Raw genomic sequence first — 12,704 nt, forward strand, 5'->3', positions numbered from 1 at the left:
ACTCACGTTGACACCGCACATATACAGGTATAGCCTACAATAAAACGTTTCACCAGAATTTTCGTAGTATCAATCTGAGATTGTTGAGGGGAGGGCAAAATGTCGAAATCGCGAACCCCTTCCATCAAGATGGTGGCCGATAGGGCGGGAGTTTCGGTTGCAACCGTCTCGAATGTCCTGAACGGCAAGCCAACGGTCTCTCCGGATTTCGCCAAGCGTGTGAATGACGCGGTGCGCGAGCTCGGCTATGTCGTCGATCTCGGCGCGTCCCGGCTGCGCTCGCGCAAGGCGCAGCTTGCGGGTGTCGTGGTGCCCGATCTCACTAATCCGATGTTCGCCTCCTTTGTTTCCACGCTGGAGCATCTGGCACGTCTCGACGATTACGATCTGGTGGTCGTCTCCGCGCGCAACAATGCCGAGGAGGAGGCAGATCGGCTGCGCAAGATCCGCTCGTGGCGTCCGGCCGGCCTGATTGTCATTCCCTGTGATGGCGCCATTGCCGAGCGCTTGCCGAATGGTTTTTTCGCTCCGGTCGTCCTTGCCGACCGCATACCAGATGCGGCCGGCTTCGATCTGATCGCCGTCGACAATGGCCCGGCCGCCGGCGCGATCGCTGCCCATCTCGACAGGCAGGGCTATGGTGATTGCCTGGTTCTTGGCAGCAGCCTGTCGATCACCAATGTTCGAGAACGCTGGGAAGGCGTGCTAGCTGCGGCCGGGCGCATGCATGTCGAAATGCTGGAAATCGGCATTGATGATGCCAATGGCGCGCAGCGCCTCGAGGAGCGGCTGCGCCACCGCCCGTTGCCGGGCGCGTTGTTTTCGCTTGACCACGGCACCACGCTTCTAACCTACCGCACTATGGCTGAGATCGGGCTTTCCGTGCCCGGCGATCTCGCCTTCGCGAGCTTTGACGAGATGGAATGGATGCGGCTGGTCGCACCCGGCATTACCGCCGTGCGCCAGCCTGTCGAGGAAATGGCCGAGCAGGCCTGGGCGCTGCTGTTGCGACGCATGACTGGCTCCGGAGGAAAGCCGGTTACGCGACGCCTGCGCTGCGCTGTCGAGATCCGTGGTTCGACGCCGCGGAGCCCGCTTGAGGAGGCGGGTAATACGAAACTGGGAGGAGAAAAATGGAAGTTACAAGACGAACCATACTCGCCGGAATAGGCGGCGCTGTCGTCGCCGGAACTCTTGGCGGCACAATCGGTGTGGCGCAGGCGGCCGAACCGCAGGTCGGCGTCGTGGTCAAGATCGGCGGTATTCCATGGTTCAATGCCATGGAAGTCGGCATCAAGAAGGCGGCGCCGGAATATAAGGCCAATGCCTGGATGGTCGGGCCGACGCAGGCCGATGCCGCCCAGCAGGTGCGCGCCATCGAAGACCTGATCGCCCGCAAGGTCGCCGTCATCGGCATCGTGCCGAACGATTCCGCCGCTCTCGATCCCGTTCTTGGCCGGGCTCGTGCCGCGGGCATCAAGGTGCTCGCCCATGAAGGCCCGAACCAGAAGGAGGCCGATTGGGACTTCGAGCTGACGACCATCGAAGGCTACGGTCAGGCCCATATGGACCTGCTCGCCAAGCAGATGGGCGAGGAAGGCAAATACATCGTCTATGTCGGCTCGCTGACGGTGCCGCTGCATAATGCCTGGGCAGATGCGGCGATCGCCTATCAGAAGCAGAAATATCCCAAGATGGAGATGCTCGGCGACCGCTTCGGCGTGGCCGAGAGCCTGGATGACAGCATCAAGACCACGCAGGATCAGCTTCGAGCCCATCCGGATCTCAAGGGTATCCTGACATTCGGATCGCAAGGCCCGATCGGCGCAGCCCGTGTTCTCGATGATCGTGAAAAGGCGAAATCGATCGCACTGGTCGGCGGCTTCTCACCGGGCCAGGGCGCCAAATACGTCAAGTCCGGCACGATCCGCGGCGGCTTCATCTGGAATCCGATGACGGCAGGCGAGATTTTCGTGCAGCTCGCCTCCATCCTGGCGGCGGGCAAGGAGCCGACCGACAATATGGAGCTGACCGGCGTCGGAAAGGTTCGCGTCTATCCGGACAAGAAGCTCATTCAGGCCCAGAAACTGGAGTCGCTCGATAAGGAGAATATCGACCGGCTGGTGGCGCTCGGCCTTTAGAGCATTTCCATGAAAAGTGCGTAGCGGTTTTTCCGTCCGGAATGCGGACGGAACCAAGAGGATAGAGCTTTTCCGCGATTCGAAGAAAAGCGGAAAAGCTCTGACTGTTCCTCCCGAGGGCCGGCGGCAGGCTTGAATGCCGCCGCCGGCCGACCCATGGCAATCGGAGTGGATCGATGAGCGACGACGTTTCGTTTCTGCGTCTGACCGGCTTGTCCAAGCGGTTCGGCGGCGTGCGTGCATTGGAGGAGATCGACTGGGATGTGCGGCCCGGCGAGATCCATTGCCTCGTTGGTGAAAATGGTTGCGGCAAGTCGACCCTTATCAAGACGGTAGCGGGGGTGCACCCGCCGTCGGCCGGTATGATCGAGATCGAGGGTAAGCCGGTCCTTCCGCTTGATCCCGCCCGCGCAAAAGCCCTTGGAATTCAGGTTATTTTCCAGGATCTTTCACTGTTTCCCAACCTGTCCGTAGCCGAAAACATCGCCATCGAAAGCCATCTCGACCGGCTCGTAAAACCGGTTAAGTGGAAGCAGATGCGCGAGAAGGCAAGCGCTGTCCTTGCAAGGCTCGGATTTGCGCTTGATCTCGATCTCGTGGTTTCCGATCTCTCCGTTGCTGAGCGCCAGATTGTGGCGATCGCCCGCGGTCTGGCAGCCGCGGCACGGCTGATTTTCATGGACGAACCGACGGCGTCGCTGACGCGGACCGAAGTCGACCGTCTTTTGGGGATTGTCGGACGATTGAAGGCGGATGGTATCGCCGTCGTCTTCGTCTCCCACCGGCTCGACGAAGTCGTAGAGATCGCCGAGCGCGTCACTGTCATGCGCGACGGCCGCAAGGTCGGCACCTGGCCCGCCGATCAGATGAACGAAAAGAAGATCGCTCATCTGATGACGGGGCTCGACATCGATCACGCGATTGTCGCGCGCGATATGGGTGAGGCGGCACCTGTTCTGGAGGTTCGCGGTCTGTCGCGCCGCGGCGAGTTTGCCGACGTCGACTTCACGCTGCATCGCGGCGAGGTGCTTGGCATCTCCGGCCTGCTGGGATCGGGTCGCACCGAACTCGCCCTGACGCTGTTCGGCATGCACCGCGCCGAGAGCGGCAGCATCCGCCTTGAAGGGCGGCAGCTCAGCCTTCGCTCCAATCGCGATGCCGTGCGCGCCGGCATAGCCTATGTTTCCGAGGATCGCCTGAGCCTTGGCGTCATCCTGCAGCAGTCGATCGGCGACAACATCATGCTCGCTGTCATGAAGGGCATGGCAAACCGTCTCGGGCTCATTCCCGGCAAGACGCGCGGGCAGCTTGCCGATGACTGGATTAAGCGGCTCGCCATCAAGGTTCCCTCAGCCGATCGCGCCGTGCAGACGCTTTCGGGCGGCAATCAGCAGCGTGTCGTGCTGGCGAAATGGCTCGCGACACGGCCGAAGGTGTTGATCCTCGATTCCCCGACCGTCGGCGTCGATATCAAGAACAAGCAGGGCATTTACGATGTGGTGGCCGATCTGGCGCGCCAAGGCGTCGCCATCATCCTCATCTCCGACGAGGTCTCGGAGCTCTTTGCGACCTGCGACCGTATCCTCCACATGCGCGCCGGCCGCATCGTCGGCGAAGCCGTGCCGGGCGCAGTCAGCGAGGCCAATATGAAGGAGCGCATCTATGCGTGAGCACAGCCAAATGGCCGGACCATCCTTTGCCGCGCAATTGAAGCGACGTCCCGAAGCTTGGCTTCTGGCTGTTATTGCCGCGGTCGTAATCTTGTTTTCCCTGACCGCGCGCGATTTCCTGACGCTCGCCAATATCATCGATCTGCTCGAGACCTATTCTGTGCAGGCGATCATGGCGATGGGCCTCTTTGTGGTGCTGGTTTCGGGCGGCATCGACATATCCTTTGCCGCCACCGCTTCCGTCGCGCAATATTGCGCGGCGCTGCTCGCGACGCAGTTCGGCTTTTCGGCGCCAGCCGTCATTGGCTGCGGCCTTGCGATCGGTGTCGGTCTCGGTTGCCTCAATGCACTGCTGGTTCATTATGTGCGCATCACCTCGATCATCGCCACGATCGCCATGATGAGCGTCAGCTTCTCGCTGCTGATGTATTTCTCCGGCGGCAAGTCGATCTACACATTGCCGGATTGGTGGACGAACCGCATCGTCTTCTGGCGCATGGAAACGGCATCGGGCGATATCGTCCGTGTGACGCTGCCTATCGTCGCCATGGTGGTGGTGACGCTGTTCACCTGGGCATGGATGACGCGGTCTTCCGTCGGGCGGCAGCTTTATGCGATGGGCGGCAATGCAGAGGCGGCACGGCGCATCGGCATGAATATTGGCCGTCTGCAATTCGTCGCCTATGGCTATCTTGGGCTGATGGCGGCGATCGCCGGCCTGCTGCAGGCCCACCGGGTCGGCGAGAGCGTGCCCAATGCCATGTACAATACCGAACTTGCGGTACTGTCCGCCGCGGTGCTTGGCGGCGCCAGCCTGACGGGCGGCATCGGCACCGTGCCTGGCGTATTGCTCGGCATCGTGCTTCTGGCGGTCCTGCAGAACGGGCTCAACCTGCTTGGCGTCTCCTCTTATTTCTTCCAGATCGTCATCGGGATCACCATCCTGGTTTCGACCTCGATCACCGTGATCAGCTCGCGACCCGGTCGCCGCCATCGTATTATCGCCGGAGCGTCGTCCAATGGCTGAACCTCCAGTTCTCTATAACATCAATAACAGCCTGGCGGATCTAATGACGCGTATGCGGACAGGCATTCCCGGAGCACATGCCGGGCTTGTCGTCCTGCTGATCCTTCTGGTTGCCGGCTTCTCTCTGTTCATTCCGAATTTTGCCTCGGTTGGCACGCTGCAATCCTTCATGTATCAGCTGCCGCTGCTTGGCCTTCTGTCTCTGGCGATGATGGCGCCGCTGATAACGGGCGGGCTCAATCTGGCGATCATCGCAACGACGAACCAATGCGCGCTGCTGATGGCCTTCATCATGCAGAGTCTGATCACGCCCGACACTGGCGTCGGTACGGCATTCGCCGTCATAGTACTGGCGCTCGTCGCCGGCCTTGCGCTCTGCCTGCTCATCGGCCTCATCACCGGTACGCTCATCGCCTATACCGGCGTCCATCCGATCCTCATCACGCTCGGCACGAAATCGCTGATCGACGGCATCAGCATCTATCTCACGCGTGGCATGGCACTTTCGGGCATACCGGACGGCTTCAGCCGCATCGGGACGACCACCATTGTCGGCGTGCCGCTGATCTTCCTGCTGCTGATTGTGGTGGCCGTCATCGTCAGCCTCATATTGCGTCGCACCGCCTTTGGCGTCGCCTGCGCCATGATTGGCTCGAATATCGAGGCGGCACGCTATTCGGCGATAGATACGCGCCGGGTACTGGTCGGCGTCTATGTCATGTCGAGCCTGATCTGCTTCTTTTCGGCACTGGTCATGCTGGCGACCTTCAACTCGGCGAGCGCGGATTACGCGCAATCCTATCTGCTGGTGACGATCCTTGCGGCTGTTCTCGGCGGTGTCGATCCGTTCGGCGGCTTCGGCACGGCGGGCGGATTGATGCTGGCGCTGGCGATCCTGCAGGTCATCTCCTCGGGCTTCAACCAGTTCGGCCTCAGCAACTATCTGACGGTCGCGATATGGGGCGGCATTCTCATCTTCGTCGCTGCGATACAGACGGCGCGGCCCTACCTGATGTGGCTGCTGCCAGCACGTTTCTTCGGTCCAAAATGAGCATCGTTGCGGTTTTCGATATCGGCAAGACCAATGTGAAGCTGTCGGCGGCCAGCGATGGCGGCCATGTGCTGGAAACGCTGTCGACGCCGAATATCGTCAAGGATGGTCCGCCCTATCGTCATCATGATCTTGCCGAGCTGGAAGCCTGGCTCATCGATAGCCTGACGGCATTGGGCAAGCGACACGATATAGGCGCGATCGTCACCTGCGCGCATGGATCCGGCGGCGTGCTGGTCGACGGACAGGGCGCGACAATGCCGATGATCGACTACGAACAGCCGATTCCCGCCGATGTCGATGCGCGCTACAGGGCAATTGTCGGCCCGTACCGCGAAAGGGCCAGCGCCGTCATGCTGGGTGCAGCGCACCTTGCCAGGCAGATGCTGTGGCAGGAAATGCACTGGCCGGAGACCTTTGCGGCGGCCAGCGCCTATCTGGCCACTCCGCAATATTGGGCTTTGCGCCTGTCCGGCGTGCTGGCGAGCGAAGTGACGAGCCTGGCGGCGCAATCGCATCTATGGGCATCGGCCGACGGCCGGCCTGCCACGCTCGTCGCAAGCCGCGGATGGCAGCGTCTCATGCCGCCGATGCGGCGCGCATGGGAAACGCTTGGTCCGCTGAAGCCGGAGCTTGCCAGGCGGTGCGGTCTGAAGGCGACGACGCGTATCCTGTGCGGCGTGCACGACTCCTCGGCCAATCTCTATCGCTATCAGGCGGCCGATCTCTCCGATTTTACCGTCGTCTCGACAGGGACTTGGATCGTTGCGCTCACCGATCGCAATGGCGTCGATTTCAGCGTCGAACAACCCGGCCATTCCTGCAATGCCGATGTCTTCGGCAATCCGACACCCGGCATGCTGACCATGGGTGGTCGGGAGTTTTCCTCAGTCGCAGCAAAGGCCTCCGGCCCGGCCTCGTTGCAGGCGCTTCGGATGATCGTTGAGTCTGGTACTTTTGCGCTGCCGACATTCGGCTCGGATGATGGGCTCTTTCCCGGCACGGCCCGTCGTGGTCGTCTCGAAGGTCCGCTCGCGGAGGAGGAAAGTGTCCGGTTCACACTTGCGGTACTTTATTCGGCGCTGCTGACTGTCGCCTGCATCCGCGATCTCCCGCCGGCGAGAACGGTGGTGCTGGACGGCAATTTCGTCGTCGATCCCCTTTATGGCGCTATCGTCGCGGCCTTGCTGCCCGACCGACGCGTGCTCGTCAGCCGCAGCACCACCGGAACGGCGACGGGCGCGGCCATGCTGGCCGCCCACGAAAGTCGTGCTTCGCCTGCAGCGCTGGCGGCCGAAGCCCCTGATATCTCTGGCCTTCCCGAGCTTTCATCCTACCAGCAACGCTGGCAAACCCTAATCAAGACAATGGAGTGATATCGTGACGACTTATGACGACAATGCCCTGCGCGAAGACATGGTGGCGATCTGCCGCCGGATGAATGCATCCGGCATCAACCAGGGAACGGCCGGCAACGTGTCGGTGCGAAATCCCAAGGGATTTCTGGTCACGCCAACCTCTCTGCCTTACGACATGATGCAGCCAAAGGACCTGGTGCAGATGTTTTTCGATGGCAGCTACGAGGGGGAGCGCCGGCCATCATCCGAGTGGCGGTTCCATCGCGATATTCTCGCATCCCGCGGGGATATCGATTGCGTGCTCCATTGCCATTCGGTTTATGCGACCACGCTTGCCGTGCATCACAAGACCATCCCGAGCTTTCACTATATGACCGGTGTCGCGGGCGGCACGACGATCCGCTGTGCGCGCTACGCCACCTTCGGCACGCAGGCCCTCTCGGATGCCGCGATCGAAGCCCTGCAGGACAGGCTGGCCTGCCTGCTCGGCCAGCACGGGCAGATCTCGCTTGGGAAGACGCCGGCCGCCGCTCTTGCCCTTGCCATCGAGGTCGAAACTCTCTCGCGTCTCTATGTCCAGGCACTCACCCTCGGCGAGCCGCCCATTCTCGATGATGAGGAGATGGCGCGCGTCATCCAGCAGATGAAGAACATGAGCTACGGACAGGCGCCGGATCTGGATGGGGTCAACGATGTGGCGAAGCGACGGCAATAATCCCTCGCAGCCTTCCGTCGTCCCGCCGCGACGTCTTGACATATGTGCGACTGAGTAGCACTTTAGATATCTGAAGGAGATTGCCCGTGAGCGTCAAGTCGTCGATATCGCTGACCGATCAGCAGGATGCATTTGCTCGCTCGCTTGTCGAGACGGGGCGTTATTCCAGCATGAGTTCGGTTCTCCAGCAGGGCCTGGAGCTGCTGCGGCAAAAGACGGAAGCGGAAGCGGTCGAGACGGAAGGGTTGCGCAGGCTCATGCAACGCCGTGTCGATGGGCCGAAGGTTTCGGCGGCGGACATGGATGAACGCATCGAGGGTATGATCGAACGGAAGCGGCGAGCCCATCGTGTGGAGCCTTGAATATTCCAGGGACGCCGATCTCGATTTCGAACTGATCTTCGATCATCTGTTTACGGCCTACCTCGATCTTGGAGATGCGCCAGAGGACGCTCTAGAGCGTGCGGCGAACCGCATCCGCGAGCTGCGTCTGGAAATCGATCGATTGATCGAGACCCCCTATATTGGAACATTGCGGCCGGATATCTATCCCGGCATCCGCTTTCTGCGGCGCGACAAGGCAGCCGTCTGGTTTTTGCCGATCGAGCAGCGCCGTACGATTGTCGTGGCGGCAATTTTCTTCGGCGGCCAGGATCACATCAGGCGGATGCTGGCGCGCATGCTGGAGCAATAATGTCTCAATTATCTATCCGCCCCGCGGTCGCTCCCGTTCGAAATCGAGCAGCCTCCTCCCTGACGGTTACCCATCAACACTGTTCTGATGCCACAGCGGTAAAGTGCATGTAATGTAGCCGCAATCTTTGGCTGTCAGTGGGGGCGAAGGATGGCGATGGCTGTCCTTTGGGGAAAAGTCATTGCGAATTCTGCTTCTTGAGGATGAGCCCGAAATGGCCCGCGCGCTGCTGGAAGCGCTACGTCGCCGCGATGTGCTTGCCGACCATGTCCGCACGATTGCCGATGCCGATGCCATGGCCCGTGTCGGGACCTATGATGTTCTTGTATTGGATCGCCGCCTGCCTGATGGCGAAGGGCTCGATCTGGTCGCGGCTCTGCGCCAACGCAGACATCCCGTGCCGATCCTCGTGCTGACCGCGCTTGGCAGTGTCGACCATCGCGTCGATGGGCTCGACAGCGGTGCGGACGACTATCTTGCCAAGCCCTTCGCGATCGAGGAATTGCTCGCCCGGTTGAGAGCGCTCCAGAGACGGGGGCCGACGGTTTCCGACAGATATCTGAATTTCGGCAATCTGAGCGTCGATCCCCGAACCAATGAGATCTTCGTTGGCGGCTCGCTCGTCGAATTTCCTCGCCGCGAATATCTGGTGCTGGAGACGCTGATGCGCCGCCCGAACCGCATCGTGACGCGGCCGAACCTGATCGAGGCTGTATATGCCCTCGAGGACGAGATCGGATCGAACGCGCTGGATGCGCACATCTCGCGCATTCGAAAGAAGCTGCTTCAGGCCGAAGCCACGGTCGAGATAAGGGCCGTGCGGAACATCGGCTATCTGATCCGGGCCAAGGCATGAACCCGGAGAGCAGCCGATCGTTACGCTGGGGGCTGATAAAGCGGCTGATTGCCCTGCAGGCCTTCCTTCTCATTCTCTTCTTTGTCCTGCTCGTCGGCTGGATCTGGATCATCAATCCGGAGCTGGAGGATGCCAATGAAGAGGCCGTCCGCGTCGTCGCGCAACAGATAACGCGGGATGATGACGGGCAGCTGCAGGTGGCCGAGACGCAGGAGGTCGTGGAGCTGAAGCAGCGCTACCCGGAACTCTGGTTCATGATCCGCGACCAAAAAGGAATACTCTTTCAATATGGAGAGATACCGACGGCCGCGCTCACGGAGAGCTTTCCGTGGACGATCGACCGGGCGAGAGTGGAGACCGGCAACGGGGCGCATGCCACGGTCGAGAACCGGGAGACATCCATCGGCAAGCTGCAGATCATGGCGGCCACCGAACGCGGCTTCGACAATGACGGCCTGAACGTGTGGATCAATATGCGCGTCGAGGTTCCCAAGGGGCCGCATGGCGAGATCCACTGGCTCAACGTATTGCCGGCCATGGCATTCGTCATCTTCATCGGCGTCGCTCCGATATTGGCGCTCACCGGGGTTGCGACGCTGCTTGTCACGCCGCGCGCCGTCGGACGGTCGTTGAGCGGGCTTGTGGAAACGGCAACGCAGGCGCAGGCGATCGACTTCGATACCCGCTCGGCACGGCTCGAGCGTTCCAAGGTGCCGACCGAGATCATCCCCCTGGTGGATGCCTTCAACCATGCCCTCTCGAAACTGGATGAAGGCTATAACAGGCACAATCGCTTCCTTGCGGATGCTGCACATGAGCTGCGGACGCCGATTGCCATTGCACGGACGCGTGCGGACCTACTGCCCGAAGCCGAAGTCAGTCACCAGCTTCGGGACGATATCGACCGCCTGTCCCGCGTCGCCCATCAGCTGCTGGAAATGCAGGCGATCGGCGTGGTCGAATTGCGCACGGAGAAAAAGGATCTGAATGTGCTGGTCGAAAACATCGCCGCCGATCTCGCGCCGATTGCGATGGATGCCGGCTACGATTTCGATTTCGAGCCGAGCGTCGAGGAAGCAGTCTTCGTAATCCAGGCGTCGACGATCGAAATGGCGGTCGTCAACCTGATCCGGAATGCGATCGATCATGCCGGAGGAAAGGGCGCGATCATCGTTCGCGTCGGCGCGGCCGGTACGATCGATGTCTGCGACGAAGGTCCCGGCATACCACTGGCGGAGCGCGACCGTGTCTTCGAGCCGTTTCGCCGCATCAATGCCAGCTCATCCGGCGCAGGCCTGGGGCTGAATCTGGTCAAGAAGGCTGCCGAACTTCACGGCGGGCGGGTTTCGTTCCTGGACATCGGCCACGGCTTTTGCGTGCGGCTGCAGATTGGTTCCATACCGCCGTCGATCGTGGTGGCAGACATGGGCTGGCAGCAAAAGCGGTAACTGCCGGTCCGAGATCGTGGATGCCGGCTATTGCAATGCAAAATCCTGAAAGTGTTTTCGTTTTCTCAGCGGTCAGGGCTCGGATATTTGATTTTCCGAAGCCGGGTTCCCTGCTAGGTTTGGGCAAAGACACCACCGGGATAAGGCATGTTGAAACTTCTGTTGTCGGCTTCGTTTTTCCTGGCGGCTGTCTGCACTTCTTTTCTTGCCTTCGGCGACACAATGGATCTTCGACTACACAAGGCGGCCGCGACGGGTGATGTCGCCGCCATACGGCAACTGCTTCGTGACGGTGCCCCCATCGAGGCGCGTGACGCAGTCGGAGCGACTGCGCTGCTTGTCGCGACCCATGGCAACAAGGTGGAGGCCGCGCGGGCGCTGATCGAGGCAGGCGCCGACGTCAATGCCAAGGACGATATTCAGGACAGCCCCTATCTCTATGCCGGCGCTCGTGGCTATCTGGATATTCTCAAGATGACGCTCGCCCACGGGGCGGATCTCAAAAGCATCAACCGCTATGGCGGTACGGCGCTTATTCCTGCATCCGAGCGTGGTCACGTCGAAACCGTCGACACCTTGATCAAGGCGGGTGTCGATGTTGATCATGTCAACCGGCTGGGGTGGACGGCCCTGATCGAGGCCGTCATTCTCGGCGATGGCGGCCCGCGCCACGTTCAGATCGTCAAGCTGTTGATAGATGCCGGCGCAAACGTCAATCTGGCCGATAATGATGGCGTGACGCCGCTGCGGCATGCCCGCAGTCGCGGTTATGTCGGGATCGTGACATTACTGGCGGCGGTGGGGGCGACGTAACGCGGCATTCCGACTTCCGACGCTATGCAATACGACGGGGAGGCAAATGCCTTAGCCTCCCGAAACGATGAGAATGAAGGGCTTAGACAATGGAAAGAAAATACTACTCCTCTCTGGGCGGTCATCCGCCGCAGAGCGACCTGTTGACGGGGCGTGCCGTATTCACGGAGGCCTATGCAGTCATTCCCAAGGGAGTGATGCAGGACATCGTTACCAGCTATCTGCCCTTCTGGAACGATACGCGTTGCTGGGTGATCGCCCGGCCGCTTTCGGGCTTTGCCGAGACCTTTTCGCAATATGTCATGGAAGTGGCGCCGGGTGGCGGCAGCGACCGGCCGGAGCAGGATGCCGAGGCCGAGGGCGTATTGTTCGTCGTCGATGGCGAGATCGAGCTGACGCTGCCATCGGGCAAGCATGTCCTGCAGCCGGGCGGCTATGCCTTCCTGCCACCGGGCCTGAAATGGTCGCTGCATAATCGCTCGGGTGCCCATGCCCGCTTCCATTGGGTCCGCAAGGCCTATGAGGCCGTCGAGGGACTGGCGCATCCCGAGCCGCTCATCTTGAACGAGAAGGATATTGCGCCATCCGTAATGCCGGGCACGGAGGGACGTTGGGCAACGACCCGCTTCGTCGATCCATCCGATCTGCGGCACGACATGCATGTTACGATCGTCACTCTCCAGCCCGGCGCCGTCATTCCCTTCGCGGAAACGCATGTCATGGAGCACGGCCTCTATGTGCTTGAGGGCAAGGCCGTCTATCGCTTGAATCAGGATTGGGTCGAAGTGGAGGCCGGCGATTTCATGTGGCTGCGCGCCTTCTGCCCGCAGGCCTGCTATGCCGGAGGCCCAGGACCGTTCCGCTACCTGCTCTACAAGGACGTCAACCGCCACATGGCGCTTCGCCCCTTCGGCTCACGCCGTTAAGCAAGC

13 protein-coding genes are annotated in these 12,704 nt (G+C 60.9%); all 13 read left to right on the plus strand.

Going from position 1 to position 12,704, the window contains the following annotated elements; all coding sequences use genetic code 11:
* The first annotated feature begins 99 nt into the window (after positions 1–99).
* The 13 genes from AC13Q5_RS20080 (at position 100) to AC13Q5_RS20140 (ending at position 12,698) form a co-directional block, all read left to right on the plus strand.
* Positions 100–1,170, plus strand: a complete 1,071-nt coding sequence (locus AC13Q5_RS20080; RefSeq protein WP_488502906.1) for a LacI family DNA-binding transcriptional regulator — start codon at positions 100–102, stop codon at positions 1,168–1,170.
* Complete coding sequence (locus tag AC13Q5_RS20085) at positions 1,134–2,141, plus strand: substrate-binding domain-containing protein (RefSeq protein ID WP_075852960.1); 1,008 nt, start codon at positions 1,134–1,136, stop codon at positions 2,139–2,141. Before AC13Q5_RS20080 ends, AC13Q5_RS20085 begins: the two co-directional genes overlap by 37 nt.
* A gap of 176 nt (positions 2,142–2,317) precedes the next feature.
* A complete protein-coding gene (locus tag AC13Q5_RS20090; RefSeq protein WP_488502907.1) occupies positions 2,318–3,811 on the plus strand; it encodes a sugar ABC transporter ATP-binding protein in 1,494 nt (497 codons plus the stop codon).
* Entirely contained in the window at positions 3,804–4,838 is a 1,035-nt protein-coding gene (locus AC13Q5_RS20095) for an ABC transporter permease (RefSeq protein WP_488502908.1), read from the plus strand. Before AC13Q5_RS20090 ends, AC13Q5_RS20095 begins: the two co-directional genes overlap by 8 nt.
* Positions 4,831–5,889: an ABC transporter permease gene (locus AC13Q5_RS20100; protein WP_075852962.1), complete on the plus strand. Its 1,059-nt coding sequence runs from the start codon at positions 4,831–4,833 to the stop codon at positions 5,887–5,889. The genes AC13Q5_RS20095 and AC13Q5_RS20100 overlap by 8 nt, the downstream gene beginning before the upstream one ends.
* Entirely contained in the window at positions 5,886–7,265 is a 1,380-nt protein-coding gene (locus tag AC13Q5_RS20105) for an FGGY-family carbohydrate kinase (protein ID WP_488502909.1), read from the plus strand. The genes AC13Q5_RS20100 and AC13Q5_RS20105 overlap by 4 nt, the downstream gene beginning before the upstream one ends.
* A gap of 40 nt (positions 7,266–7,305) precedes the next feature.
* Positions 7,306–7,962 carry a class II aldolase/adducin family protein gene (locus AC13Q5_RS20110; RefSeq protein WP_075853259.1) on the plus strand — a complete coding sequence of 219 codons (657 nt, stop codon included), beginning with the start codon at positions 7,306–7,308 and terminating at the stop codon, positions 7,960–7,962.
* 86 nt (positions 7,963–8,048) lie between these two features.
* Complete coding sequence (locus AC13Q5_RS20115) at positions 8,049–8,324, plus strand: ribbon-helix-helix domain-containing protein (RefSeq protein WP_075852964.1); 276 nt, start codon at positions 8,049–8,051, stop codon at positions 8,322–8,324.
* On the plus strand, positions 8,311–8,655 hold the full coding sequence (locus AC13Q5_RS20120; protein ID WP_075852965.1) for a type II toxin-antitoxin system RelE/ParE family toxin: 345 nt from the start codon (positions 8,311–8,313) through the stop codon (positions 8,653–8,655). Before AC13Q5_RS20115 ends, AC13Q5_RS20120 begins: the two co-directional genes overlap by 14 nt.
* A gap of 181 nt (positions 8,656–8,836) precedes the next feature.
* Positions 8,837–9,511, plus strand: a complete 675-nt coding sequence (locus AC13Q5_RS20125) for a response regulator transcription factor (RefSeq protein WP_488502910.1) — start codon at positions 8,837–8,839, stop codon at positions 9,509–9,511.
* Positions 9,508–10,959: a sensor histidine kinase gene (locus AC13Q5_RS20130; protein ID WP_488502911.1), complete on the plus strand. Its 1,452-nt coding sequence runs from the start codon at positions 9,508–9,510 to the stop codon at positions 10,957–10,959. Before AC13Q5_RS20125 ends, AC13Q5_RS20130 begins: the two co-directional genes overlap by 4 nt.
* Positions 10,960–11,106: 147 nt before the next feature.
* Entirely contained in the window at positions 11,107–11,772 is a 666-nt protein-coding gene (locus AC13Q5_RS20135) for an ankyrin repeat domain-containing protein (protein WP_488502912.1), read from the plus strand.
* A gap of 89 nt (positions 11,773–11,861) precedes the next feature.
* The gene (locus AC13Q5_RS20140) at positions 11,862–12,698 is read left to right on the plus strand and encodes a bifunctional allantoicase/(S)-ureidoglycine aminohydrolase (RefSeq protein ID WP_488502913.1); all 837 of its coding nucleotides are present in this window, start codon (positions 11,862–11,864) and stop codon (positions 12,696–12,698) included.
* Positions 12,699–12,704 lie beyond the last annotated feature (6 nt).

The sequence above is a fragment of the Martinezella sp. CNPSo 3964 genome, assembly GCF_057784375.1.